This window comes from Bradyrhizobium sp. B039, from assembly GCF_038965675.1.
In the GTDB taxonomy this organism is placed as follows: domain Bacteria; phylum Pseudomonadota; class Alphaproteobacteria; order Rhizobiales; family Xanthobacteraceae; genus Bradyrhizobium; species Bradyrhizobium diazoefficiens.
The window spans coordinates 8,032,988-8,059,299 of sequence record NZ_CP152416.1; the positions used below are offsets into that span (position 1 = coordinate 8,032,988).

The 26,312-nt window shown below is 65.1% G+C and carries 24 protein-coding genes; 10 read left to right on the forward strand and 14 right to left on the reverse strand.

Annotated elements, in window-relative coordinates:
• The first annotated feature begins 36 nt into the window (after window positions 1–36).
• Both AAFG50_RS37830 and AAFG50_RS37835 read left to right on the forward strand, forming a co-directional pair.
• On the forward strand, window positions 37–816 hold the full coding sequence (locus AAFG50_RS37830; RefSeq protein WP_028173464.1) for an SDR family NAD(P)-dependent oxidoreductase: 780 nt from the start codon (window positions 37–39) through the stop codon (window positions 814–816).
• A 98-nt stretch (window positions 817–914) separates the two neighbouring features.
• Complete coding sequence (locus tag AAFG50_RS37835) at window positions 915–1,802, forward strand: TauD/TfdA family dioxygenase (protein ID WP_028173465.1); 888 nt, start codon at window positions 915–917, stop codon at window positions 1,800–1,802.
• 162 nt (window positions 1,803–1,964) lie between these two features.
• Here the strand turns inward: AAFG50_RS37835 and AAFG50_RS37840 are convergent, their stop codons facing one another.
• Entirely contained in the window at window positions 1,965–2,609 is a 645-nt protein-coding gene (locus AAFG50_RS37840; RefSeq protein WP_011084308.1) for a YqgE/AlgH family protein, read from the reverse strand.
• A gap of 142 nt (window positions 2,610–2,751) precedes the next feature.
• On the opposite strand from AAFG50_RS37840, the gene AAFG50_RS37845 reads away from it, so the two are divergent.
• From AAFG50_RS37845 to AAFG50_RS37855, 3 genes are all read left to right on the forward strand, one after another.
• Window positions 2,752–3,594 carry a protein-disulfide reductase DsbD domain-containing protein gene (locus AAFG50_RS37845; protein ID WP_028173466.1) on the forward strand — a complete coding sequence of 281 codons (843 nt, stop codon included), beginning with the start codon at window positions 2,752–2,754 and terminating at the stop codon, window positions 3,592–3,594.
• A gap of 246 nt (window positions 3,595–3,840) precedes the next feature.
• A complete protein-coding gene (locus AAFG50_RS37850) occupies window positions 3,841–5,208 on the forward strand; it encodes a flippase (RefSeq protein ID WP_028173467.1) in 1,368 nt (455 codons plus the stop codon).
• Window positions 5,209–5,396: 188 nt separating this feature from the next.
• Window positions 5,397–6,221 (forward strand): sulfite exporter TauE/SafE family protein, encoded by an 825-nt coding sequence (locus AAFG50_RS37855; RefSeq protein ID WP_028173468.1) that lies wholly within the window; start codon window positions 5,397–5,399, stop codon window positions 6,219–6,221.
• A 127-nt stretch (window positions 6,222–6,348) separates the two neighbouring features.
• On the opposite strand, the gene AAFG50_RS37860 is transcribed toward AAFG50_RS37855, so the two are convergent.
• The 12 genes from AAFG50_RS37860 to cysG form a co-directional block, all read right to left on the reverse strand.
• Window positions 6,349–7,137 carry a 3-hydroxybutyrate dehydrogenase gene (locus tag AAFG50_RS37860; RefSeq protein ID WP_011084304.1) on the reverse strand — a complete coding sequence of 263 codons (789 nt, stop codon included), beginning with the start codon at window positions 7,135–7,137 and terminating at the stop codon, window positions 6,349–6,351.
• A 1-nt stretch (window position 7,138) separates the two neighbouring features.
• Window positions 7,139–8,317 (reverse strand): patatin-like phospholipase family protein, encoded by a 1,179-nt coding sequence (locus tag AAFG50_RS37865; RefSeq protein ID WP_028173469.1) that lies wholly within the window; start codon window positions 8,315–8,317, stop codon window positions 7,139–7,141.
• Between the two features lie 78 nt (window positions 8,318–8,395).
• Entirely contained in the window at window positions 8,396–8,899 is a 504-nt protein-coding gene (locus tag AAFG50_RS37870) for a CAP domain-containing protein (protein WP_028173470.1), read from the reverse strand.
• A gap of 177 nt (window positions 8,900–9,076) precedes the next feature.
• Window positions 9,077–10,111 carry a sulfate ABC transporter ATP-binding protein gene (locus tag AAFG50_RS37875; protein WP_028173471.1) on the reverse strand — a complete coding sequence of 345 codons (1,035 nt, stop codon included), beginning with the start codon at window positions 10,109–10,111 and terminating at the stop codon, window positions 9,077–9,079.
• Complete coding sequence (cysW, locus tag AAFG50_RS37880; RefSeq protein ID WP_028173472.1) at window positions 10,101–11,012, reverse strand: sulfate ABC transporter permease subunit CysW; 912 nt, start codon at window positions 11,010–11,012, stop codon at window positions 10,101–10,103. The genes AAFG50_RS37875 and cysW overlap by 11 nt, the downstream gene beginning before the upstream one ends.
• 11 nt (window positions 11,013–11,023) lie before the next feature.
• Complete coding sequence (cysT, locus tag AAFG50_RS37885) at window positions 11,024–11,809, reverse strand: sulfate ABC transporter permease subunit CysT (RefSeq protein WP_039186662.1); 786 nt, start codon at window positions 11,807–11,809, stop codon at window positions 11,024–11,026.
• A gap of 91 nt (window positions 11,810–11,900) precedes the next feature.
• Complete coding sequence (locus AAFG50_RS37890; protein WP_028173474.1) at window positions 11,901–12,902, reverse strand: sulfate ABC transporter substrate-binding protein; 1,002 nt, start codon at window positions 12,900–12,902, stop codon at window positions 11,901–11,903.
• A 124-nt stretch (window positions 12,903–13,026) separates the two neighbouring features.
• A complete protein-coding gene (locus tag AAFG50_RS37895) occupies window positions 13,027–13,758 on the reverse strand; it encodes a phosphoadenylyl-sulfate reductase (RefSeq protein ID WP_028173475.1) in 732 nt (243 codons plus the stop codon).
• The gene (locus AAFG50_RS37900) at window positions 13,755–14,270 is read right to left on the reverse strand and encodes a DUF934 domain-containing protein (protein WP_011084296.1); all 516 of its coding nucleotides are present in this window, start codon (window positions 14,268–14,270) and stop codon (window positions 13,755–13,757) included. Before AAFG50_RS37900 ends, AAFG50_RS37895 begins: the two co-directional genes overlap by 4 nt.
• Window positions 14,257–15,912 carry a nitrite/sulfite reductase gene (locus AAFG50_RS37905; protein WP_028173476.1) on the reverse strand — a complete coding sequence of 552 codons (1,656 nt, stop codon included), beginning with the start codon at window positions 15,910–15,912 and terminating at the stop codon, window positions 14,257–14,259. The genes AAFG50_RS37900 and AAFG50_RS37905 overlap by 14 nt, the downstream gene beginning before the upstream one ends.
• Window positions 15,913–15,940: 28 nt before the next feature.
• Entirely contained in the window at window positions 15,941–16,249 is a 309-nt protein-coding gene (locus AAFG50_RS37910; protein ID WP_011084294.1) for a DUF2849 domain-containing protein, read from the reverse strand.
• Entirely contained in the window at window positions 16,246–17,670 is a 1,425-nt protein-coding gene (cysG, locus tag AAFG50_RS37915) for a siroheme synthase CysG (protein WP_028173477.1), read from the reverse strand. The genes AAFG50_RS37910 and cysG overlap by 4 nt, the downstream gene beginning before the upstream one ends.
• A gap of 245 nt (window positions 17,671–17,915) precedes the next feature.
• On the opposite strand from cysG, the gene cysD reads away from it, so the two are divergent.
• From cysD to AAFG50_RS37935, 4 genes are all read left to right on the forward strand, one after another.
• The gene (cysD, locus tag AAFG50_RS37920) at window positions 17,916–18,710 is read left to right on the forward strand and encodes a sulfate adenylyltransferase subunit CysD (RefSeq protein WP_028173478.1); all 795 of its coding nucleotides are present in this window, start codon (window positions 17,916–17,918) and stop codon (window positions 18,708–18,710) included.
• Window positions 18,711–18,730: 20 nt separating this feature from the next.
• Entirely contained in the window at window positions 18,731–20,647 is a 1,917-nt protein-coding gene (gene cysC / locus AAFG50_RS37925; protein ID WP_028173479.1) for an adenylyl-sulfate kinase, read from the forward strand.
• A 397-nt stretch (window positions 20,648–21,044) separates the two neighbouring features.
• Entirely contained in the window at window positions 21,045–23,210 is a 2,166-nt protein-coding gene (locus tag AAFG50_RS37930) for a malate synthase G (RefSeq protein ID WP_011084290.1), read from the forward strand.
• A 130-nt stretch (window positions 23,211–23,340) separates the two neighbouring features.
• Complete coding sequence (locus AAFG50_RS37935) at window positions 23,341–23,541, forward strand: CsbD family protein (protein WP_027544225.1); 201 nt, start codon at window positions 23,341–23,343, stop codon at window positions 23,539–23,541.
• A gap of 75 nt (window positions 23,542–23,616) precedes the next feature.
• On the opposite strand, the gene AAFG50_RS37940 is transcribed toward AAFG50_RS37935, so the two are convergent.
• Complete coding sequence (locus tag AAFG50_RS37940; protein ID WP_011084288.1) at window positions 23,617–23,772, reverse strand: Thivi_2564 family membrane protein; 156 nt, start codon at window positions 23,770–23,772, stop codon at window positions 23,617–23,619.
• A 272-nt stretch (window positions 23,773–24,044) separates the two neighbouring features.
• Between AAFG50_RS37940 and AAFG50_RS37945 the strand changes: the two genes are divergently transcribed.
• Window positions 24,045–26,138, forward strand: a complete 2,094-nt coding sequence (locus tag AAFG50_RS37945; protein WP_028173480.1) for a HAMP domain-containing methyl-accepting chemotaxis protein — start codon at window positions 24,045–24,047, stop codon at window positions 26,136–26,138.
• Window positions 26,139–26,312 lie beyond the last annotated feature (174 nt).

The window sequence follows — 26,312 nt, forward strand, 5'->3', positions numbered from 1 at the left end:
CTCATAACAAGAAACAGAAGGACGCGAGGAAACAGCATGTCCGAATTCAAACAGCTGAGCCGGTCCGTGAAGGGCCTGACCGTTCTCGTCACCGGCGCCGCCAGCGGCATGGGACGCGCGACGGCGCGCGTGTTCGCCGCCGAGGGCGCGAACGTCGCGGTGACCGATTACGACGAGCAAGGCGCGATAGCCGTCGCGAGGGAGATCGCAGCGAGCGGCGGGTCGGCGAAGGCCTGGAAGCTCGATGTCGCCGACGGCGGCGAGATCAAGCGCGTGGTCCATGACGTTGCAGCGCATTTCGGCGGGCTCGACATCGTCGTCAACAATGCCGGCATCTCCGTGCGTGTCGCGATCGATGACGAGACGTACGAAGATGCCTGGGCCAAGGGCATCGCCGTGATGCTGACGGCGCATCCGCGCATCATCCGCGCCGCGCTGCCTCACTTGCGCAAATCGAAGAGCCCGCGCATCGTCAACATTGCCTCGACCGAGGCGCTCGGCGCCACCGCGCTGCACAGTCCCTATTCGGCGGCGAAGGGCGGCGTGGCGAGCCTGACCCGCTCGCTCGCGGTCGAGCTCGGCCGCGAAGGCATCACCGTCAACTGCATCTGCCCGGGTCCGATCCACACCGCGATCACCGACCGCATCTCGGAGGAGCACAAGACCATCTACGCCAAGCGCCGGACGGCACTCGGCCGCTACGGCGATCCCGAGGAGGTCGCGCACATGACGCTGAGCCTGTGCCTACCGGCCGCGTCGTTCCTGACCGGCGCGGTGATCCCGGTCGACGGCGGCCTGATGGCGCGCAACGCGTAAGAGGTATGCTGAGCAAGCGTTGACATCTGCGGTTGCCGGAGTAGCTTTTTTGTCAACAGAGCGGGAGCAACCGCTCGCGGTCCGCGGGAGAAAACGCCATGACGATCGCCATCCGGCAGCTTCAGACGCATTTTGTCGGCGAGGTTTCCGGCCTCGATTTGCGAAAGCCGCTCACGCCGGGCGAGGCCCGCGAGGTCGAGTCCGCCATGGACAAATACGCGGTGCTCGTTTTCCACGACCAGGACATCACCGACGAGCAGCAGATGGCTTTCGCGCTGAACTTCGGCCAGCGCGAGGACGCGCGCGGCGGCACGGTCACCAAGGAGAAGGACTACCGGCTGCAATCCGGCCTGAACGACGTCTCCAATCTCGGCAAGGACGGCAAGCCGCTGGCCAAGGACAGCCGCACGCACCTGTTCAATCTCGGCAACTGCCTCTGGCACTCCGACAGCTCGTTCCGTCCCATTCCCGCAAAATTCTCGCTGCTGTCGGCGCGCGTGGTGAACCCGACGGGCGGCAACACCGAATTCGCGGACATGCGCGCCGCCTATGACGCGCTCGACGACGAGACCAAGGCGGAAATCGAGGACCTCGTCTGCGAGCATTCGCTGATGTATTCGCGCGGCTCGCTCGGCTTCACCGAGTACAGCGACGAAGAGAAGCAGATGTTCAAGCCGGTCCTGCAACGCCTCGTGCGCACCCATCCCGTCCACCGCCGCAAGTCGCTGTACCTCTCATCGCATGCCGGCAAGATCGTCAGCATGAGCGTGCCGGAGGGACGGCTGCTGTTGCGCGATCTCAACGAGCACGCGACACAGGCCGAGTTCGTCTACGTCCACAAATGGAAGCTGCATGACCTTGTGATGTGGGACAACCGCCAGACCATGCACCGCGTCCGCCGCTACGACCAGTCCCAGCCCCGCGACATGCGCCGCGCGACGGTGGCGGGGACGGAGCCGACGGTGCAGCGGCAGGCGGCGGAGTAGGCGCTACTCAGCAATCGGTGTCGTCGCCCGGCTTGACCGGGCGATCCAGTATTCCAGAGGCAGCAGTGAAAGAATCGAGAAGCTGCGGCGTACCGAATGCCCCGGTCAAGCCGGGGCATGACAGCGGAGGCTGAGGCACGACAGCCGACGACGGCACACCAGCTACGCGTGCCCTGCCTCGTTCGAGAGCATGCCGGGATCGATGCCGATCTTGCGAAGCGCGCGGCCGTATTTTTCGTCGACGTCGTCGCCGAAGATCAGGTCCGCATCCGCATCGCAATGCAGCCAGCCGTTGCTCTGGATCTCGGTCTCGAGCTGGCCCGGCGCCCAGCCGGCATAGCCGAGCGCGAGGATGGCGTGCTTGGGGCCGGAGCCGTTGGCGATCGCGCGCAGGATATCGACGGTTGCGGTGAGGCAGACGCCGTCGTCGATCCGGAGCGTCGCGTTCTCGATGTAGAAATCGCTGGAATGCAGCACGAAGCCGCGCCCGGTATCGACCGGGCCGCCGCGCAGCACCTTCATGCTTTCGGCGTTCTCCGGCAGCTTGATGTGCTCGCCCTTCCTGATGATGCCGAGCTGCTCCAACAGCTCGGGGAAGTCGATGCTGCCGGCGGGATGGTTGACGATGATGCCCATCGCGCCTTCGGCCGAATGGGCGCAGAGATAGATCACCGAGCGCTCGAAGCGCGCATCGCCCATCACGGGCATGGCGATCAGGAGGCGGCCGTCGAGGTAGCCGGCCGAACTGGGGGGCGCGGGACCCGTGCTGCGGGTGCTTTCGCCCGTCCTCTTGCCTGTGGGAGCCATCGGTGAAGCACTCCGGTTTCAATTCCTATCCTGATGTTGGGCCCGGCCGCTGTCAAATCAAGGCTTGCAGAGACTTGATTCGAGTGCATCCATCACAAGCAATTCAATGGTTTGACCCGGGTTGCCCCTGTAAAGACGTACCATGCTCACAAGAGTTCCCCTGCGTGCGGCGATCGGCGTCGCGACAACCCTGCTTGCGTCGTCACTGGCCCTCGCAGCCCGCGCCGACGACGCCTCGCCCTGGCAGCACGACGGACATTCCGCGGTGCGCCTATTGGCGGGATCACGCAGCGGCGCCGTGCTGCTCGGCGGTATCGCCTTCCAGCTCCAGCCGGGCTGGAAGACGTACTGGCGTACGCCCGGGGATTCCGGCGTACCGCCGCGGTTCGACTTCTCGAAATCGGAGAATGTCGAGGCTGTGACGATCATGTGGCCGGCGCCGCTGAAGTTCGACGACGGCGCGGGCGGCCATTCGATCGGCTATCACGACCAGATCGTGCTGCCCTTGCGCATCGTCGCCAAGGCCGCCGACAAGCCGGTGACCTTGCGCGCCGAGATCAACTACGCGGTGTGCGAAAAGCTCTGCATTCCCGTCGAGGCCAGCGCCGAGCTCGGCTTCAACAGCGTCGCCTCGACCGAGGACGCCAACCTGCGTGCAGCGCTCGACACCGTGCCGAAGCCCGCCAATATCGGCGACCCCAATCCGTTGACGATCCGCGACGTCAAGCGCGACGGGCCCAAGAACGTGGTGGTCGACGTCGTCGCGCCGGCGGATGCGCGCAAGGTCAATCTGTTCGTCGAAGGGCCGACGCCGGATTGGTCGCTGCCGATTCCCGCGCCGGTCGAGCCCAGCCCGCCCGGCGTGAAGCGCTTCTCCTTCGAGCTCGACGGGCTGCCGCCGGGCGCCAAGCCCGACGGGGCGGCGCTGAAGTTCACGCTAGTCGGGCCGGAGAAGTCGTATGAGTTCAACACGAATTTGGAGTGATGGTCGTCCTGGACAAGCGTAGCGAAGCGGAGCGCCGATCCAGGACCCATTACCCCTGGGAGCAGTCGTGACGCGAAGCTGCTAACCCCGGGCCTTCGCCAAACTTCTCCCTGGGGTAATGGGTCCTGGCTTTCGCCAGGACGACGACGGAAAGCACCCAACCGAATCTTAACGAATGGTTGCTAATTCCCAAGGCTGCTGCAGCAAGGCTGCCGTGGCATGCGGAACGCCCTGGGGATTTTCGAATTGGCCGTGATGGATGCACAACCCGCAACGACCGGACCGGACGGGCTGATCGCGCGGCTGCGGGCTAGGCTCTCGGGCGGATCGAGCGAAGCGTCGCTGACGCGGCGGCTGGCCGGCACCATCTTCATCATCCGCGTCATCAGCGCGGGCCTTGCCTATTTTTCGCAGGTTCTGCTCGCGCGCTGGATGGGCACGTCCGACTACGGCATCTACGTCTATGTCTGGACCTGGGTGCTGCTGCTCGGCAGCATGATGGATTTCGGCATCTCGGCCTCCGCACAGAAGATCATTCCGGAGTATCGCACCGACGGCGAGCATGCGCTGCTGCGCGGCTTTCTCTCCGGCAGCCGCTGGCTGACCTTTGCCGTCTCCGCGCTGGTGTCGCTCGGCCTCGCCGGCATCGTCAGGCTGCTGTCGCCCTGGATCGATCCGGCCGAGGCGCTGCCGCTTTATATCGGCTGCATGACGCTGCCCGCCTTCGTCGTCGCCAACACCCAGGACGGCATCGCCCGCTCGCATGACTGGATGCAGCTCGGCCTGATGCCGCAATTCATCATCCGCCAGGCGCTGATCATCGGCATCACGGCTTCTGCCTTCCTGCTCGGCTATCATATCGGCGCGGTCGCCGCGATGGTCGCGAGCCTGGGTGCGGTGTGGATCGCAATGACCGGGCAGATGGTGGTGCTGAACCGTAAGCTCGCCGGCCATATCGAGCCCGGGCCGAAGGCCTATGACATCAGCGGCTGGCTCGCCGTCTCGCTGCCGATCCTGCTGGTGGAGAGCTTCTATCTGCTGCTGTCCTACACCGACGTGCTGGTGCTTCAGCAGTTCCGCCCCTCCGACGAGGTCGGCGTCTACTTCGCGGTGGTGAAGACGCTGGCGCTGGTCTCGTTCATCCACTACGCGATGTCGGCGACGACCGCGCACCGCTTCGCCGAATACAATGCGCTGGGGGACAAAGCGCGCCTGTCGGCCTATGTCGCACATGCCATCAATTGGACGTTCTGGCCGTCGCTGGCGGCGACCATCGTGCTGCTCGCGTTCGGCAAGCCGCTGCTCTGGCTGTTCGGGCCGCAATTCACGGTCGGCTACGACATCATGTTCGTCGCCGCGATCGGGCTGGTCGTGCGCGCCGCCATCGGCCCGGTGGAGCGGCTGCTCAACATGCTCGGGCAGCAGAAGATCTGCGCGCTGGCCTATGCGCTGGCCTTCGTGATGAACGTCGTGCTCTGCGTCGCGCTGGTGCCGCGCTTCGGCGGCCATGGCGCCGCGGCCGCGACCTCGATCTCGCTCAGCTTCGAGACGGTGCTGCTGTTCTGGATCGTGCGGCAGCGCCTCGGCCTGCATGTTCTGGCGTTTGGAAAATAACCGCTCGCCTGCCCTGCCCCTTGGGGAACGCCTATTGCGTGACAGGCTCGGAAACGAGGCGAAACGACTGCCATTCGCCGGCCGGTAGCATGATTTTTCTTATTTGGTCCAAGAGGTTGCCTCCCAGGGAAAATTTATTCTACGTCATATTGCCCAACTGACGAGATAAACCTAAGATTCCCCAGACCATGATTGATCCGCTTTACGTCGCCTCGGGTTTTGGCGTCGGCCTGCTTGTCGGGATGACCGGCGTGGGTGGCGGCTCGTTGATGACACCGCTGCTGATCCTGCTGTTCGGCGTCCATCCGTCCACCGCTGTCGGCACCGACCTGCTTTATGCCGCCGCCACCAAGACCGGCGGCAGCGTGGTGCATGGCTGGTCGCGCAGCGTGCACTGGCCGGCGGTGCTTCGGCTCGCCTGCGGCAGCCTTCCGGCAAGCGCGCTGACGCTGCTCGTGCTGTGGCAGCTCGATCTCAGGAGCGATGCCGAGCGCAGCCTCGTCAATCTGGTGCTGTGCTTCGCCCTGCTGCTGACCGCAACGTCCCTGATCTTCCGCAAGGCGATCATGGAACGCTACCGCAGGAAGCGGGAGCGCGTCGACGAGCGCACCACGGCGATTGCGACCGTGGTCACGGGAATCGTGCTCGGTGTGCTGGTGTCGATTTCGTCCGTCGGCGCCGGCGCGGTCGGCGTGACCGTGCTGCTGCTGCTCTACCCGCGCCTGCCGATGGCGACCATCGTCGGCTCCGACATCGCCCATGCGGTGCCGCTGACGCTGGTCGCGGGCATCGGACATTGGGCGCTTGGTGACGTCGATTGGGGGCTGATGGGGGTGCTGCTGCTGGGCTCGCTGCCCGGCATCATCGTCGGCAGCTTCAGCGCGACGCGAGTCCCCGAGACGGTGCTGCGCCTGACGCTTGCCAGCGTGCTGTTCGTGGTCGCCGGCAAGATCATGTTTGCGGAGCTGAACCTGTCATCCGCGTTCGTGACGGCGCTGGCCTGGACGCATTGAACGGAAACGTCGTGCGAGAAGTCGTAGGGTGGGCAAAGCGAAGCGTGCCCACCGCCTTTCGTCAATCTGAGAAAGTATGGCGGGCACGGCGCTGACGCGCCTTTGCCCACCCTACGGCATCGAGTGCCTACTCCGCCGTCCAGCCGCCGTCGATCGAGAGGTTGGTGCCGGTGATCTGCGCGGCATCGTCGCTGCACAGGAACAGCGCCAGTGCGGCGACCTGCTCGGAGGTGACGAACTCCTTGGTCGGCTGGGCGTCGAGCAGCACGTCGTTGATGACCTGCTCACGCGTGAGATTGCGCGCCTTCATCGTGTCGGGGATCTGCTTCTCGACCAGCGGCGTCCAGACATAGCCGGGGCTGATGCAGTTGCAGGTGATCTTGTGGGTCGCGACTTCCAGCGCCACGGTCTTGGTAAGACCGGCGATGCCGTGCTTGGCCGAGACGTAGGCCGACTTGAAGGGCGAGGCGACCAGCGAGTGCGCCGACGCCGTGTTGATGATGCGACCCCAGCCCTTCTTCTTCATGCCGGGCACCGCGGCGCGAATGGCATGGAAGGCCGAGGACAGGTTGATCGCGATGATCTGGTCCCATTTCTCCGGCGGGAATTCCTCGATCGGCGAGACGAACTGGATGCCGGCATTGTTGACGAGGACGTCGACCGAGCCGAAGGTCTTCTCGCCGAGCGCGATCATCCCGGCGATCTCGGCCGGCTTGGTCATGTCGGCGGGCGAGTAGATCGCCTTCCCGCCGAAGTCCGCCTCGATCTTCGCACGTTCCTTCTCGATGTCCTCGGCCGAGCCGAAGCCGTTGATGACGACGTTGGCACCGGCCGCCGCGAAGGCACGCGCATAGGCGAGCCCGATACCGCTGGTCGATCCGGTCACGACGGCGTTCTTGCCTGACAGACTACCCATTCTATTCGCTCCTTTTTGCCGGGGGCGCGGAGACGTCCCCCGTGAGATCGTAGGTCACCATGGTCTCGCCGGATTGCGGCTGATCGAGCCTGTCCTTGTGGCGCATCGAGAGATGCACGTCGCGCACGCCGGCTTCCCAATGCTCGACCATGGCCACGTGCGAGAAATCATAGTCCTTGGACGAGGATTCGTAGTTCTTGCTGCGGTAGATCAGGTGCACCACGGTGACCGTGCTCTCACGAGATGCCTTCGCAAGAAATTCGACGGAAGGGTCGTTCTTGAGATAATCGGGCAATTTGGAAATCAGGTCGCGCACCGCCCTGCGGGCGTTGTGGATCTGCTTGTTCTTGTCGGTGTTCATCCGCGTGCGGCTGGAGAAGCGGATGTCCTTCTCGCGCTCGGTGGCCTCTAACAGCGAATTCGGCAGGTCGCCGCGGGCGCTGAACAGATCCACCTGGAAGATCAGCATGTCGCGAGCCAATTCGGCATCGAGCACGTAGTCGAGCGGCGTGTTGGAGGCGATGCCGCCGTCCCAGTAATGCTCGCCGTCGATGACGACGGACGGAAAGCCCGGCGGCAGCGCGCCGGAGGCCATGATGTGCTCGGGACCGATCTTCTTGCCGAGTTTCTTGAACTCGTAATTGTCGAAATATTTGAAGTTGCCGGAGGTGACGCCGACGGCGCCGACGGAGAAGCGCGTCTTGAGGTCGTTGATGCGGTCGAAATCGACCAGACGCTCCAGCGTCTTCTTCAGGGGCGACGTATCGTAGTAGCTTTCCGCCTCGGGATGGCCCGGCGGCCACATCGGCGCGGGCGGGACGCGCGGGACGAAGAAGCCGGGGACGCCGAAGGTCGCGATCAGCGCGGCGCTGGTAGAGTTGAACAGCTCGCGGCTGTGGTCGCTCTTGCCGATCGGCTTCCACGGCACCGGCGCCGAGACCATCTCCCAGAATTCCTTCATCCGCTTGACGCGGGTGTGGCCCTCATTGCCGGCGATGATGGCGGCGTTGACCGCCCCGATGGAGATGCCGGCGACCCATTCGGGCTCGAAGCCATAGCCGCACAGCGCCTGATAGGCGCCGGCCTGATAGGAGCCGAGCGCACCGCCGCCCTGCAACACCAGGACACGTTGCGCATTTGCGGGGACGCTGGCGGTTTCCGGGCTGGTATGATCTGTCATGCGGGAACAATAGCAGATGGCGAGCGACCGTGGCGACAGTTCGCCGCGGCGTCAATGCATCCCGGGATCAAGTCTGGCTTATCGGGGATCCGTCGAGGCCAGGATCATGGTCCAGAACACCTTGTACTTGGTGCCTGGAGCATAGCCCGCCGCGATGCCCAATTTTGTGACACCGCTCTTGAGCATGTTCGCCCGGTGCGGGGGCGAGTCGCGCCAGCCGGAAAACGCTTCCGCCAACGTATGATAGCCGGCCGAGACGTTCTCGACCGCCACGCTGGCCGGATAGCCGCCGGCACTGAGGCGCTTGGCCAGGGGCGCGCGAACGTCATGGTCCATCTTGTTGGCCGCCGCCATCGCCTGGGACTGGGATTCGGCGAGCCGCATCAGGTCGGGGTCGATCACGACGGTGCCGAGCCCATTGTTCTGGCGGTATTGCGAGATCATCACCGCGGCCGCCGGCGCGTCGAGCTTGGCGCCCGGGACCGCCATATCGACATACATCGACGGCTGCTGGACCGGCGCTTCGTTGCCGGCACAGCCGGCGAGCAGCAAAGTAACGAGTATTGCGGCCGCAGCGCGCATGAATCGGGGCCCCCAAATGAAGGGCCGTTGTTGCATACCAACCGTGGCTGAAAGGTGAATTTTGAGGAAAATCGTGCCCATCATGCCGGGGCAGTGCGCGGCACTGAACCCGGAAGCTCGCTCTATCATCTCGAGATTCCGGGTTCGCGCTGACGCGCGCCCCGGAATGACGGGGCGTTAACCCGCGAATATCCGGTAGCGGCGGGGCTCGAGGCCGACCCTGTCTCCGGCGCGGAGTTCCTTGTCGCGGGGAGCGTCGATCTCGATGGTTTCGCCGCCGAACAGCGCCACCTCGGCCCGCTGCACCGGGCCGAAATTCCGGACATGCCGCACGGCGCCCTCGAAGGCGCCACTGCCGGGCGGACCGACCAGCATGTCATGTCGCCGCACGAACAGTCGCGACGCGCCAGGCGCAAGTCCGTCCGCCGCAAGCCGGAGCGGCCGCTCGCCGAGCCGGACCACGCCGTCGTCAATCCTGACCGGGAGCTCGATGGATTCGCCGATGAAGCCGTGGACAAAAGCAGTCGCCGGGCTTTCATAGACGTCTTCGGGCGAGCCGATCTGCTCGATCCTGCCCTTGTCCATCACCACGACGCGGTTGGCGACTTCCAGCGCTTCCTCCTGGTCGTGGGTGACGAAGATCGAGGTGACGTTGATCTCGTGATGCAGCGAGCGCAGCCATTTGCGCAGTTCTTTCCGCACCTTCGCATCGAGCGCGCCGAACGGCTCGTCGAGCAACAGGATGCGCGGCTCGATCGCGAGCGCGCGGGCGAGCGCGATGCGCTGGCGCTGGCCGCCGGAGAGCTGGCTCGGGTAGCGGTCGGCAAGCCAGTCGAGCTGCACGAGATCGAGCAGCTCCTTCACCCGGGCGCGGATCCTGGCTTCCTCTTTCCGGACCGCGCGCGGCTGCACGCGCAGGCCGAAGGCGACGTTCTCGAACACCGTCATGTGGCGGAACAGTGCGTAATGCTGGAACACGAAGCCGACGTGCCGCTCACGCGCGCCCTGCGCCAGCGCGTCCTCGCCGTTGAAGGAGACCTCGCCCGAGTCGGGCCAGTCGAGGCCGGCGATGATGCGCAGCAGCGTGGTCTTGCCGGAGCCCGAAGGCCCGAGCAGCGCCAGCAGCTCGCCATTGTCGACCTTGAGGTTGACGCCGTCGAGGGCGGCAAAGCTGCCGAACTTCTTGACGAGATTCCTGACTTCAATGGTCACTTGCGTCCTGTCCTTCGTCCAGATGACGTTCGAGAACGGTTTTTGCGATCAGCGTGATCAGCGCCAGCATCGCCAGCAGCGAGGCGATCGCGAATGCGGCGACGAACTGGTACTCGTTGTAGAGGATCTCGACCAGCAGCGGCATGGTGTTGGTCTCGCCGCGAATGTGGCCCGACACGACCGACACCGCACCGAACTCGCCCATCGCGCGCGCGTTGCAGAGCAGGACGCCGTAGAGCACGCCCCATTTGATGTTCGGCAGCGTGACGCGGAAGAAGGTTTGCAGGCCCGAGGCGCCGAGCGAGATCGCGGCTTCCTCTTCCTGCGTGCCCTGCTCCTGCATCAGGGGGATCAGCGCGCGCGCCACGAAGGGGAAGGTCACGAAGGTGGTCGCGAGCGCAATGCCGGGCACAGCGAACAGGATCTGGATGTCGTGATCCCTAAGCCAGCCGCCGAAATAGCCCTGCGCGCCGAACAGCAGCACGAAGACGAGACCCGAGATCACCGGGCTCACCGAGAACGGCAGGTCGATCAGCGTGATCAGGAAGGTCTTGCCGTTGAACTCGAACTTGGCGATGGCCCAGGCGGCGACGAGGCCGAATACGAGATTGAGGCCGACCGAGATCGCGGCGACCAGCAGCGTCAGCTTGATCGCTGACAACGCCTCCGGGTCGGCGAGCGCGGAAAGATAGGCCAGAATGCCTCTCGAGAACGCCTGCGCGAACACGACGACCAGCGGCAGCACGACGAAGACGGAGAGGAACAGCACCGCCAGCGTGATGATGGCGATGCGCACCGCGCGCGGTTCGGTGCGAAGGTTGTCCTGCGCGGCGGCCGCATGCGCGCGCGCCCTGGCGTCCGAGGCCGAGAGCGAGACGGAATCTGCCATCTGCATCGTCATCGCATCCGCCCTCAGCGCGCCGGGATCCGGCTCTGCGCCCAGCGCTGGAGCCGGTTGACGGCGAAGATAATGACGAAGGAGACGACGAGCATGACCACCGCAATGGCGGTCGCATCGGCGTAGCGGAATTCGGAGAGCCGGATCACGATCAGCAATGGCGCGATCTCGGAGACGTTCGGCAGATTGCCGGCGATGAAGATCACCGAACCGTATTCACCGACCGCGCGGGCGAAGGCGAGCGCGAGGCCCGTGAGCAGCGCCGGCGCGAGCGAGGGCAGGATCACGCGGATGATGGTCTGCCAGCGGCTCGCGCCCAGGCTGCCCGCGGCCTCCTCGATCTCGGGGTCGAGATCCTGGAGCACCGGCTGCACGGTGCGCACCACGAAGGGGATGCCGATGAAGATCATGGCGACAAAGATGCCGACCGGCGTGAACGCCACCTTGATGCCGAGCGCGGCGAGCGGCGCGCCCAGCCAGCCCTTCTCGGCAAACAGCGCGGTCAGCGCGACGCCGGCGACTGCCGTCGGCAGCGCGAACGGCACGTCGACGATGGCGTCGAACAGGCGCCGGCCGGGAAACCGGTAGCGCACCAACGCCCAGACGATGATGCTGCCCATGACCAGATTGACGCAGGCCGCCGCGAAGGCGAGCCCAAACGAGACCCGCAGCGCATTCAGGGTGCGGCGGCTGGAGAGGATGTTCCAGAACTGCTCGGGGCTCAGCTCGAGCGATTTCAGGAACAGGCCGGCGAGTGGAATCAGGATGATGATGGATAGCCAGGAAAGCGTCAGCCCCATGGTGAGACCGAAGCCCGGCAATGTCCGGCGTCGTGCTGCTACAACTGCGCTCACCAGGCCCCCTGCTACAGCCTCCTAAGACAGCGCCCGATCAGTTCTTGTAGATCTGATCGAAAATGCCGCCGTCGGCAAAATGTTCCTTCTGCGCCTTGGTCCAGCCGCCGAAAACGTCGTCGATCGTGAACAGCTCGACCTTGGCGAACGAGTTTTCATACTTTTTGGCGATCGCGGCATCGCGCGGACGGTAGAAATTGCGCGCGGCGATCTCCTGGCCTTCTCTGGTGTACCAGTACTGAAGGTAGGCATCGGCGGCGTTGCGGGTGCCTTTTTTGTCGGCAACCTTGTCGACGATCGCGACCGGCGGCTCGGCCAGGATCGATAGCGGCGGCGCCACGATCTCGAATTTTTCCGGACCGAATTCCTTGAGCGCGAGATAGGCCTCGTTCTCCCAGGCGAGCAGCACGTCGCCGACGCCGCGCTCGACGAAGGTCACGGTGGCGCCGCGCGCGCCGGTATCGAGCACCGGCACCTGCTGGTAGAGCTTTCCGACGAAGTCCTTGGCCTTGTCGGTTGATCCGTATTTCTTTTGCGCAAAGCCCCAGGCCGCCAGATAATTCCAGCGCGCGCCGCCCGACGTCTTCGGATTGGGCGTGATCACGGCGACGCCCGGCTTGAGCAGGTCGTCCCAGTCCTTGATGCCCTTCGGATTGCCCTTGCGCACCAGGAACACGATGGTGGACGTGTAGGGTGATGAATTCTGCGGCAGACGCTTCTGCCAGTCGGCCGTAATGAGGCCCTTGCTCGCGATCGCATTGATGTCATAGGCGAGCGCGAGCGTCACCACATCGGCCTGCAATCCGTCGATCACCGCGCGCGCCTGCGATCCGCTGCCGCCATGCGACTGCTTGATCTCGACGCTCTTGCCGGTTTCCTTCTGATAGGCGTTCACGAACGCCTTGTTGAACTCGCCATAGAGCTCGCGCGTCGGATCGTACGACACGTTCAAAAGATTGATGTCAGCAGCGAGAGCCGAGCTTGCCAAGAAGCCTGTCGCCAGGAGGCCTGCCGCGAGCAGAACGATACGGCGCATCATGTCCATCTCCATTCACCTCAGCGACGTCGATGTCGCCGATGGCACACGGGCATAACTCGGGACAAACCGCTCCTAAGTCAACGGAACCGGATTTTCTTGTTCGCGGCGTCGCAGCCTGACTGTGCTACGAAGTCTTCATCGTGTGGATGCCGCATTCTGTCTTGGCCCGGCCGCGCCAGCGACCGGCGCGCGCATCCTCGCCTTCGGCCGTTCTGCTGGTGCAAGGCATACACCCAACCGACAGGAAACCGGAGGCGGCCAGTGGATGACGCGGCAATTTGGCGCGGACGAAAATCGCCTCGAGTTCCTCGCGCGAAACGTTGGCGAAGGGGTTGAACTTCAACCGCGCGCCGTCGTCCTCGACCACCGGAATGTCGGCCCGCGCATTGCCCTGGAAGCGCTTGCGGCCATTGATCCAGGCATCGAACGGCTTCAGCGCGCGCGCCAGCGGCTCCACCTTGCGGATGCGGCAGCAGGCGTCGGGATCGGAGAACCAGAGGTCGCGATCGGGATCCTCGCGCGACAGCGTCTCCTCCGCCGGCTTGATCGAGCGGACGTCCTTGAGCCCCAGCGTCGCGATCAGCATGTCGCGATAGGCGAGCGTCTCCTCGAACAGCCAGCCGGTGTCGAGGAAGATCACGGGGATCGACGGATCGACGTCCGCCATCACCTTCAGAAGCGTCGCCGATTCCGTGCCGAAGGACGACACCAGCGCAAGCTTGTCGCGGCCGACCGCCTTCAGGGCCGCGGCGATGACCTCTGCGGGCGAGGCATCGCGCAAGGCGCGATCGAGTTCCGCGGCCGAGGGCAGCGCGGAAACGGACACCGGAGATACCTGAGGCGCGATTGCGTTCACGTGCCGACACCTTCTGAATGACGCAACTGCATGCGCCGGTGCAGCGCCGTGATCCGGCCGTCGCCGGTCGGCTGGTAGAACACCGAATAGCGCTTTGCGGTCTGCATGAAGGCTTCCGCGTCGGCCTGCTTCTTGACCTCGAAGGAATCGAAGCCCGCACGCAGCATGAACACGAACTGGTCGCGCAGCACCTGCCCGGTGGCACGCAGCTCGCCGCGATAGTTGTAGCGCTCGCGCAGCAGACGCGCCTGACTGTAGGCGCGTCCGTCGCGGAAGCTCGGGAACACCAGCGCAACGGCGGCGACCTTGCCGAGATACGGCACGAGCTCGTCGATGTCGCGATTGTTCGGCCAGATCACGCCGACCTTGCCGGCACGCTTGAGCAACGCATCGGCCTCACCGACGAAACGCTCGGCCGGCACCAGGATGTCGCCGCCCTCCGGCAGCGGCGTGTCGACCGCCAGCTTGACGAAGCTGTCGTCGACGATTTTTCCGCCATTAACGAGTGGCATAGACACGCTCCTTGAAGGGTTCGACGCCAAGGCGCTTCACCGTGTCGATGAACAGCTCCTCCGGGCGCTCGCGCAGCGCGAGATAGGCTTCCACGATGTCCTCGACGACGTCGGCGACCTCGTCGAACTTGACGCCGGGGCCGATCAGATTGCCGAGCGCGGCGCCCTCGTCGGCGCGGCCGCCGATGGTGATCTGATAGACCTCCTCGCCGTTCTTCTCGACGCCGAGAATGCCGATATGGCCGACATGGTGGTGGCCGCAGGCATTGATGCAGCCGGAGATGTTGATGTGGAGCCGGCCGATCAAATTGGCCAGCTCGTGATTGGCGAAGCGCCGCGTCAGCTCCTGCGCGATCGGGATCGAGCGCGCATTCGCCAGCGAGCAATAGTCGAGGCCCGGGCAGGCGATGATGTCGGTGATCAGGTTGACGTTGGGCGTCGCCAGCCCAAGCTTGTCGAGCGCCTTCCACAGCGCCGGCAGGTCGCGCTTGGCGACATGCGGCAGCGCCAAGTTCTGCTCGTGACCGACGCGGATTTCGCCGAACGAATATCTGTCGGCGAGATCGGCGAGCGCATCCATCTGCTCGGCGGTGGCATCACCCGGAGGCGCGCCGATCGGCTTCAGCGAGATCGTGACGATGGAATAGCCCGGGTTCTTGTGCGGGGCGACGGAGTTCTTGCGCCACGCCTCGAACTCGGGGTCGGCCGCGGCCTGCCGCAGCTCGTCCGGCATGTGCGGCAGCTTCTCGTACGCCGGATAGATGAAGCGCGAGCGGATGTCCTCGATCACCTCGTCGTCGATCTGGAGCGAGGAGTTGCGGATGTGCTGCCACTCGTCCTCGACCTCGCGGGAGAACTTCTCGATGCCGAGCTCGTGCACCAGGATCTTGATCCGGGCCTTGTAGATGTTGTCGCGGCGTCCGTACTGATTGTAGACGCGCAGGATGGCCTCGATGTAGCTCAGGAGATCGCGGCCGTGCACGAAGTGCTTGATGGTCTTGCCGATGAACGGCGTACGGCCGAGACCGCCGCCGACCAGGACCTCGAAGCCGGTTTCGCCCTTCTCGTTCTTGATCAGGCGCAGTCCGATATCGTGAACCTTGATCGCGGCACGGTCGTGGTCCGACGCGGTGATCGCGATCTTGAACTTGCGCGGCAGGAACGAGAATTCCGGATGCAGCGTGGTGTGCTGGCGGATCAGCTCCGACCAGATGCGGGGATCCTCGATCTCACCGGGCGCGACGCCGGCCCACTGGTCCGAGGTGACGTTGCGCATGTTGTTGCCGGAGGTCTGCATCGCGTGGATGCCGACCTCGGCGAGATCGGCCAGCGCGTCCGGCAGGTCCGACAGCTTGATCCAGTTGAACTGGATGTTCTGGCGCGTGGTAAAATGGCCGTAGCCGCGGTCGTATTTGCGCGCGACATGGGCAAGCGCCCGCAACTGGTTCGACGCCAGCGTGCCGTAGGGAATCGCGACGCGAAACATGTAGGCGTGGAGTTGCAGATAGACGCCGTTCTGCAAGCGCAGCATCTTGAATTCGTCTTCGGTGAGCTCGCCCGAGAGACGGCGCTGCACCTGGTCGCGGAATTCCGAGACGCGCTCGTTGACCAGCGTGCGGTCGATTTCGTCGTAAGCGTACATGAAGAATGCCTTACAGCTCTGCCAACATTCAGACGGGCAAGCCGATCGTCACGCCATCGCGGCGAATCTGCTCACGCAGATTACCCGGCAGGATCTTGCCGGCCTCGTCGACCTGCACCGGCGCGATATAGGGGCCGATCGCGCCGACGTCATCGGCCACGGCCTCGGCGAGCAACGCTTTCGCTTCGTCCGAGTTTCGCACGATCGCGGCATCCGTCAGTTCCACGGACCAGCCCCTGGCAGCCGTGCGATAGACGACGACGCCGTCCCAGGTGCGGTTGGCGGTCACAACGGAGGGACCCGTAATTTTAAGCTTTTGTTGCAGAGGAGAGGTCATTCGGCAGCATCCAATAGGTCGGAGATGATTTGCTTGGGTGTCTGGCGGCGAAGCGAGCCGGCATGCCGGACCACGTCGCCGATGATGAGGATGGCAGGACCGCCATGGATCCGCCGCACGAGCTCGGGCAGGTCGCGCAGCGTGCCGATGGCGCCCTGCGCATCGGGCCGCGTGACGCGGGCGAACACACCGACCGGCGTTTCGGGCGAACGCCCCGCGGCGAACAGGCCTGCGCGCACGGCCGGCGCCGCGGTCATGCCCATATAGACCACGACGGTCATCTTGGTGTCGGTGAGCGTCGACCAGTCCACGGCTTCCGCATCGCGCGCCTTGTGCGCGGTGAGGAAGGTGATGCGGGTCGCTTCATGACGATAGGTGAGCGGCACCTCGAAATCGGCGGCGCCGCCGAGCCCGGCGGTGATGCCGGGAATGATCGAATAGGCAACGCCCGCCGAGCGCAACGCTTCGACCTCTTCGCCGCCGCGGCCGAACACGAAGGGATCGCCGCCCTTCAGCCGCACCACGCGCTGACCTGACTGCGCGGCCTCGATCATGCGCGTGTTGATGGCGTCCTGGCCGATGCCGGGCTTGCCGACGCGGCGGCCGACCGCAACGCGCGTCGTGTCGCGGCGGATGCGATCGAGGATTTCGGGCGAGACCAGCTCGTCATGGAAGACGATGTCGGCGTCCTGGAGCGCGCGCAGCGCCTTGATAGTGAGAAGATCGGGATCGCCCGGGCCGGCGCCGACCAGCGCAACGGAGCCTTCCGGCTTGTCGGCACGGGCGAACGCGGCGGGATCGGCAATGGCCTTGAGCGCCGCGTCCGCCTCGCCCTTACGGCCGGCGAGCACGGCACCACCGATCGGGCCGTCGATGACGCGCTCCCAGAAGCGGCGGCGCAGCGGAAACTCGGCAATGCGCTCGTTGATGGATTTGCGGAAGCCGCCGATGAACTCGGCGAGCTCGCCGATGCGCGCGGGCAGCAGCGCCTCGATCTTCTCGCGCACGCGTCGCGCCACCACCGGAGAGGTGCCGCCGGTGCCGACCGCGACCACGACATCGCCGCGATCGACGATGGCCGGGAAGATGAAGCTGGAATGCTCGAGATCGTCCATGACGTTGACCGGCAGGCCGAGCGCCTTCGCCCGCGCCGACATCGCAACGCCGACATCGCCCGCCCCGGCGCAGACGATCGCGATGACGCCTGAGAGGTCGGCGGTGAGCGGATCGCCGGTCGCGATGTCGACGCGCGCCGCGTGCTCGGAGCTAAGGCCCATGTCCTGATTGCCGTCGATCGCGTGCACGCGGATGCGCGCACCGGCCGCAGTGAGCACGCGCAGCTTGGCGCGCAAAAGCTCACCCGCACCGATGAGGACCACCGGACCGGCCTTGAGATCGAGGAACACCGGCAAGAACCGCATACGATACTCGCTTCCCCCACATCCGGGGTTGACTGGAATTATTTTCTATATATGTGTCGTTTCAAGCGCGCAAAGAGAAAATTTTTTCTTCTCTCCTGCGCTGCAACTATAGAATTTTCGCCTCCAAACGCAAAGTGGCAGAGATGCATCTTCTCAAGGACGATTCCGCAGCTGTCGGAGTGAGCAGCCCCGCCCTCACCAGGCGCTCGGGCTCGCAAGAATTTTCTGCTGATGTTGCGCCCAGCATGGACCATCTGGACCAGCTCGAGGCGCAGAGCATCTACATTTTCCGCGAGGCCTTTGCCCGTCTGAAGAAGATCGCCCTGCTGTGGTCGCTCGGCAAGGACTCCAATGTCATGATCTGGCTGGCGCGCAAGGCGTTCTTCGGCCGCATGCCGTTCCCGGCCCTCCATGTCGACACCGGCAAGAAGTTTCCGGAGATGTATCGCTTCCGCGATCATTACGGGAAGGAGTGGGATCTCGACCTGCGGGTCGAGCCCTGCCCGCCCATCGATGCCGTCGACCCAACGCTGCCGCCGGCCGCCCGTTCCGCCGCGCGCAAGACCGAAGGCCTCAAGATGGCACTCGGCAAATACGGCTTCGACGGCCTGATCGCCGGCATCCGCCGCGACGAGGAGGCCACCCGCGCCAAGGAGCGCGTGTTCTCGCCGCGCGGTCTCGAAGGCAATTGGGACGTGCGCGACCAGCCGCCCGAGTTCTGGGATCATTTCAACGCCTCGCCGCCGCAGGGCGCGCATTTGCGCATCCATCCGATCCTGCATTGGACCGAAGCCGACATCTGGGCCTACACCAAGCGCGAGAACATCCCGATCATCCCGCTCTATCTGTCGCAGAACGGCAAGCGCTACCGCTCGCTGGGCGATCAGGATATCACCAACCCGGTGCACTCGACTGCGTCGACCATCGACGAGATCCTGGTCGAGCTCGAGCAGACCAAGGTGCCGGAGCGCGCGGGACGCGCGCTCGACCACGAGACCGAAGACGCCTTCGAGCGTCTGCGCGTCGCCGGCTATCTCTGACCTCAGGACGCAACGCGGCCATGAACATGATCGTCACCCCCGCTTCGCCCGCGACCCCGAACGGCACCACGCGCCCGCAGGTCCGCATCGTCATCGTGGGCCATGTCGACCACGGCAAGTCGACGCTGGTCGGCCGCCTCCTGCACGAGACCGGCAGCCTGCCCGACGGCAAGCTGGAGATGCTGAAAGCCGTCAGCGCGCGGCGCGGCATGCCGTTCGAATGGTCGTTTCTGCTCGACGCGCTCCAGACCGAGCGCGACCAGGGCATCACCATCGACACCACGCAGATCCGCTTCCGCACCAATTCGCGCGACATCGTGCTGATCGACGCGCCCGGCCATGCCGAATTCCTGCGCAACATGATCACCGGCGCCTCGCAGGCCGACGGCGCGGTGCTGATCATCGACGCGCTCGAGGGCGTGCGCGACCAGACAAGGCGGCACGGCTATCTCCTGCATCTGCTCGGCGTGAAGCAGGTTGCGATCGTCGTCAACAAGATGGACCGCGTGGATTTCTCCGCCGATCGCTTCCAGGCGATCAGCGACGAGATTTCCGCGCATCTCAACGGCCTCGGCGTGACGCCGACGGCCGTGATCCCGATCTCCGCACGCGACGGTGATGGCGTCGCGACGCGCACCGACCGCATCGGCTGGTACAAGGGACCGACCGTGGTCGAGGCGCTGGACCAGCTCGAGCCGGCGCGCCCGCTGGAAGCGCTGGCGCTGCGGCTGCCGGTGCAGGCGATCTACAAGTTCGACGACCGCCGCATCGTGGCGGGCCGCATCGAATCCGGCAGCCTGGTTGCCGGGGATGAGATTGTGATCATGCCGGCCGGCAAGATCGCCAAGATCAAGACGGTCGAGAGCTGGCCGGCGACGCCGATTGCCGGACGGCAGGGCGCGGGCCGCTCGGTCGGCATCACGCTCGACCGCGAATTGTTCATCGAGCGCGGCGACATCGTCGCGCATGCGGGCAGTGCCCCGCGCGAGACGCGCCGCTTGCGCGCGCGCATCTTCTGGCTGCACGACAAGCCGCTGGCCAAGGGCGACCAGCTCCTGGTCCGCTGCGGGCCGAAGGAAAGCCGCGCCACCGTGGTGGCGATCGAGAAGGCGGTCGACCCGGGCGAATTGTCGAGCGTCGAGAACAAGGCGATCGGCCGCAACCATGTGGGCGAGATCGACATCTCTTTTTCGAATCCGATCGCCACCGATCCCTACACCGAGAATCCGCGCACCGGACGTCTGGTGATCGAGGTCTCCGGGCGCATCGCCGGCGGCGGTCTCGTGCTGTCGGTCGATGCCGGCCAGCGCGCCGTGCCGGTCGACATCGTGCCGGTGGAATCGGCGCTCCGCCCCGACGAGCGCTCTGCGCGCTATCAGCACAACGGCGCCGTGGTCTGGCTCACCGGCCTGCCGGCCTCCGGCAAGTCGACGCTGGCGAAGGCGCTGGAGCGGCGGCTGTTCACCAATGGCGGCTCGCCGATCCTGCTCGACGGCGACACGCTGCGGGCTGGACTCAACAACGATCTCGGCTTCTCCGCGTCCGACCGCAGCGAGAACATCCGCCGTCTCGCCGAGGTCGCGACGCATCTCGCCCGCAACGGCCACATCGCGATCGTCGCCGCCGTCTCGCCCGCCCGCGAGGACCGCGCCACCGCGCGCCGCATTGCCGACACCGCGTTCCGCGAGATCCACGTCGCGACACCGGCCGGCGTCTGCGAGGAGCGCGATCCGAAGGGCCATTACAAGAAGGCCCGCGCCGGCGCGCTGGCGTCGTTCACCGGCATCGGCAACGACTACGAGACGCCGCAAGCGGCCGAGCTCGTGATCGACACGTCGACACGGACGGTCACTGAAGCCGCCGACGAGATTGAGCAGATGCTGAAGACCACCGGCGTGCTGTTCGACGAAGTCGTGGATCTCGCCGCGAATATTTGAGGCGAGTGCTTTCCACGAGACGCCGCGCTCTGTCTCCACGCTCTCCCGCGTTCCCTCCCCCCCTTGCGGGGGAGGGCTAGGGAGAGGGGTCCACACAGGGACTCCCTCCAGCGGGCGAAAGTTCTTCTCGCCGACCTGGGCTTCCCCTCTCCCCCGCCCTCCCCCGCAAGGGGGGAGGGAGCGCAGTTGTGCGCTTGGCGCCCAGCCGGGCTCAAGCGTTTGTAAAACGAGCCGGCCCGCCCACCGCTTCTTGACATTTTGACAACCCCCCAGGGGTCTTCTCACCGCCCCGATTTTGGGGCTAATAGGTCCCGAAAGCCGCCCCCTGTGGGCGCATTTTGCTGCTGTCGGGTCAAAAGCAGCCAAAAAACAGCCATTTCCAACAAGAAAGCCCATCATGAAACGCGTCGACGCCCACGGATTGAAGATCGCTCCTGTTCTGTTTGACTTCATCGCCAAGGAAGCGGCCCCGAAAACGGGGATCGCGCCGGATGCGTTCTGGGCCGGGGTTGCCGCCATCATCAAGGACCTTGGGCCGAAGAACCGGGCGCTGCTGGCGTTGCGCGACGCGCTACAGGCCAAGATCGACGACTGGCATCGCGCCAACAAGGGCAAGGCGTTCGACCTCAATGCCTATACCGCCTTCCTGAAGGAGATCGGCTATCTCGTCCCGGAGCCGGCGACGCAGAAGGTCGAGACCGCCAATGTGGACGAGGAGATCGGCAAGATCTGCGGCCCGCAGCTCGTCGTCCCCCTCACCAATGCGCGCTATGCGCTGAACGCGGCGAACGCACGCTGGGGCTCGCTCTATGACGCCTTCTACGGCACCGACGCGATCCCGCACGATCCGTCCGAGAGCGGCAAGGGTTACAACAAGGCGCGCGGCGACAAAGTGATCGCGAAGGCCAAGGCCTTCCTCGACGCCGCCGTGCCGCTCGCGACCGGCAGCCACACCGACGTCACCGCCTACAGCATCGTCGCGGGCCAGCTCGCGGTGAAGCTGAAGAGCGGCAATGCGACCGCGCTGAAGAACGCCGCGCAGTTCGCCGGCTTCCAGGGCGATGCGGCCGCGCCGAGCGCGGTGCTGCTCGTCAACAACGGCCTGCATGTCGAGGTGACGATCAACCGCAACAGCGCGATCGGCAAGGACGATCCCGCCGGCGTCGCCGACATGGTCATGGAGGCCGCGGTCTCGACCATTCTCGACATGGAGGACTCGGTTGCCGCGGTCGACGCCGAGGACAAGGTGCTGGTCTACCGCAACACGCTCGGCCTGATGAATGGCACGCTCTCGGCCGACTTCGAGAAGGGCGGCAAGACGCTGACCCGTTCGCTCAACGCCGACCGCAGCTACAAGACGCCGGACGGCAAGGGCGAGGTGAAATTGCACGGCCGCAGCCTGCTGCTGATGCGCAATTGCGGTCACCACATGTTTACCGACGCGGTGCTGGACGAAAGGGGCGAGGAGGTCCCGGAGGGCCTGCTCGACGCCGCCGTCTCCGGCCTGCTTGCGATCCACGACCTCAAGGGCAATTCGAAGGTCAAGAACAGCCGCACGGGATCTGCCTATATCGTCAAGCCGAAGATGCACGGCCCGGACGAGGTGTCGTTCACGTGCGAGATTTTCGACCGCGTCGAGAAGATGCTCGGCCTGCCGGAGAATACGCTCAAGGTCGGCATCATGGACGAGGAGCGGCGCACCACCGTCAACCTCAAGGCCTGCATCCAGCGCGCCTCCAAGCGCATCATGTTCATCAACACCGGCTTCCTCGACCGCACCGGCGACGAGATCCACACCTCGATGGAAGCGGGCCCCATGATCCGCAAGAACGAGATGAAGGCGCAGGCCTGGATCAAGGCCTACGAGGACTGGAACGTCGACATGGGCCTGATCGACGGCCTTCCCGGCCACGCCCAGATCGGCAAGGGCATGTGGGCCGCGCCCGACAAGATGGCGGACATGCTTGCGCAGAAGCTCGCCCATCCGCAGGCCGGCGCCACCACCGCCTGGGTCCCCTCGCCGACCGCCGCGACGCTGCACGCGCTGCACTACCACCAGGTCAACGTCATCGCGCGCCAGGAGGAACTGACCAAGGGCGGACCGCGCGCGAAGCTGTCCGACATCCTCACCATTCCGGTGTCGAAGTCGAACTGGGCGCCCGACGACGTCAAGCAGGAGATCGACAACAACTGCCAGGGCATCCTCGGCTATGTCGTGCGCTGGATCGACCAGGGCGTCGGCTGCTCCAAGGTGCCCGACATCCACGACGTCGGCCTGATGGAAGACCGCGCCACCTTGCGCATCTCCAGCCAGCACCTCGCCAACTGGCTGCACCAGGGCGTGATCACCGAGGCGCAGGTGATGGAATCGCTGAAGCGCATGGCCGTCGTCGTCGACAAGCAGAACGCAGGCGATGCGATCTACAAGCCGATGGCGCCCGCCTTCGACGGCGTCGCCTTCAAGGCCGCCTGCGACCTGATCTTCAAGGGCCGCGAGCAGCCGAACGGCTACACCGAGTACATCCTCACCGCGCGCCGCCGCGAGGCGAAGGCGGCGGGCTAAGCCCGGTCACCGAAATGTCAAAAGCCCCGGCGCGAGCCGGGGCTTTTTTGTTGGGCGAAACGTCGCGGCGCGAGGAGGAACGGCTGCGCACCGCTCGCGTTGTCGGGCCATCAACCAACGGGAGATGGTCATGGACTGGAACCGCATCGAAGGAAACTGGAAGCAGTTCAAGGGATCGGCCAAGGAGAAGTGGGCCAAGCTCACCGACGACGACCTCAAACTGATCGAGGGCCGTCGCGAGCAGCTCGAAGGCCGGCTGCAGGAACGTTACGGCAAGGCCAAGGACCAGGTTCGTCAGGACGTCGACGACTGGCTCAAGACGCTGCACTAGCGTGCTCGGGAACGCAGACCAAGCCCCGGCTTTCGCCGGGGCTTTCCATTTCGAAGCATCGTAGCGACGCGTCCGCTAGAATACCGTGAGATATTTCAACAGCGACACCACACCGATGATGATGACGACCACGCGCGCGATCTGCTTGGCGCGGCCGTCCATCGGCAACATGTTGATGAGATAGAGCACGAGAATGACGACGAGAAAGGTGACGAGTACGCCGACCAGCATCGCGAGGCCCCCTTCAGGCAGATTGCTAACGATAACCTAACGCCTGTCTCGCGCGACGGTTCCACCCGGGCAACCCATTGCAACTTCTAGTAAATGCGTACTTCTACCGGCAGGCCGGCTGCCTAAAACTTTACCCTTTTCCTTTCAGATGCAGAAACCGTTTGAGCCCCTGAAGCGCAAACGGCGTGCGATTGCCGATCTGCCGCGCCCCCGTTTGCCGATGTTGCCGGGCGTCTTCACGAAATTTGCAATGGGAATTTGGGGGGACTTCGATGCTCAATCGTCTGACCGTATCCGCGCTGCTGAAGGCGGTGATCGCGATCACGTCGGTCTGTGTGGTGATCGCGCTCTCGCTCACCGCCTATGAATCCTGGGATCGCCTCAAGACCGCCAACCGCATTTCGCAGATCGCCGACGCTTCCGCCGATCTGTTCAAGGCGATGCACAATCTGCGCACCGACCGCTCGACCACCAACCGGCTCCTGAACGCGACCGAGCCGATGGATTCCGAGATCGAGAAGTATTTGCGTGCGCTGCGCGATGCGCAGATGCCAGCGATGGCACGTGCGCTGGAGCTGCTGCCGAGCATCGACTTCTCGCAATCAGGCACGCTGGTGCCGGAGCTCGCGCGCCTCAACAAGCTGCTGATCGAGGAGCAGAAGCAGTTCTGGGAGGACGTGGCCAAGCCCAAGGACCAGCGCCGCGCGGGCCTGCCGAAGGAATACATGGAGACGACGCAGGACCTGCTCGAGACGCTCGACAAGCTCTCGAACGTCCTCGCCGCCACCGTCAACCACCAGGACGCCGTGATCGACCAGCTGCTGTCGATCAAGCAGAATGCCTGGCTGCTGCGCAACACCGCGGGCGAAGCCTCGCTGATCGTCTCGACCGGTCTTGCCGCCGGCAAGATCACCCCCGAAGCCCGGTACAACTACACCCAATATGTCGGCGGCACGTCGGCGATGTGGAAGGCGCTGGAATTGACGACCTCGGGCATGCAGTTGCCGCCGGCGCTTGCCTCCGCCCTGGCCGCGGCGAAGACCGCCTATTTCGAGCCGCAATATCTCGCGCTGCGAGACCGTCTCGCGGACACGCTGGTCAAGGGTGAGAAAGCCGAGATGACCGCCAACCAGTGGAGCCCGGTCACCGTCGGCCGTCTCTCCAGCGCGGTCGCGGTGGCGGAAGCCGCTCTCGATGCCGCCAAGAACCATACGCTGGAACAGCGCTCCGCAGCTCAACGCGCACTCGTCATGCAGCTCGCACTTCTGGCGCTCGCCGTCGGCCTCGCCGTCGGTGCCATCATGCTGGTCAACCGCCGCGTCATCCATCCGCTCAACACCATGCGCGATGCCATGCTAAAGGTCGCCGGCGGCGACCTTGCCGTGGACAGCGGCTATCTCGACCGCAAGGACGAGATCGGCGCGCTCGCCGGCGCGCTGGAGGCGTTCAAGCAGCAAGCGACCGACAAACTCAAGATCGAGGAGCAGGAGCGCGCGCGCAATGCGGGCGCTTCGGCCCGCCAGCGCGCGATCGAGGTCTATGTCGGCGAGTTCGAGGGCGCGGTGCGCAAGACGCTCGGCGAATTGAGCGAGGCCTCCGGCAAGATGCGCAAGACCTCGGGCGATCTGTCCGCGGTGTCGCGCCAGACCAACGACCGCGTGCAGATCGCCGGCAAGGCCTCCAACGACGCCTCCATGAGCGTCGACAGCGTGGCGGCCGCCGCCGAGGAGCTCTCGGCCTCGATCAACGACATCAGCCAGCAGGCGGCCCATGCCGCGGGTATCGCCGGCCGCGCCGTCACCCAGGCGCGCGAAACCGACGGCACCGTGCAGGGCCTGGCAAAATCCGCCGGACGCATCGGCGAGGTCGTCGGCCTCATCAACACCATTGCGGCGCAGACCAATTTGCTGGCGCTCAACGCCACGATCGAGGCGGCGCGCGCCGGCGAAGCCGGCCGCGGCTTTGCCGTGGTCGCCTCCGAGGTGAAGTCGCTGGCGAGCCAGACGGCCAAGGCCACCGAGGAAATCTCCGAGCAGATCGCCGACATCCAGCGGGTGGCCGGCGACGCCATCAACGCAATCCAGACCATCGGCGGCATCATCGGCGAGGTGAACGAGGTCGCGACCGCGATCGCGGCCGCCGTGCAGGAGCAGGGTGCGGCGACGCAGGAGATCACCCGCAGCACGCAATTTGCGGCGCAGGGCACCAGGAACGTCTCCGACAACATCACCGGCGTCAGAGCCGATGCGGATGCCGCCGCAGCCGCCGCGGACAACGTCAAACACGCCTCCGAGACGCTGGAGAGCCAGAGCCGACAGCTCGGCGAGGACGTCACCGGCTTCCTTGGCAAGATCCGCGCGGCTTAGGCTTCATAGGCGCGTGGCCGACCACGCACCCCTATGTCGTCCTGGCTTTCGCCAGGACGACGATGGTGGGTGCCAACCCTCAATGCCCTAGTAATTTTACGGCAGCACCACTGTCTAAGTTTTTACCCTTTTCGGGCCAAATGCGCCTCAAGCGTCTGCCGCAAGGCAGGTGCT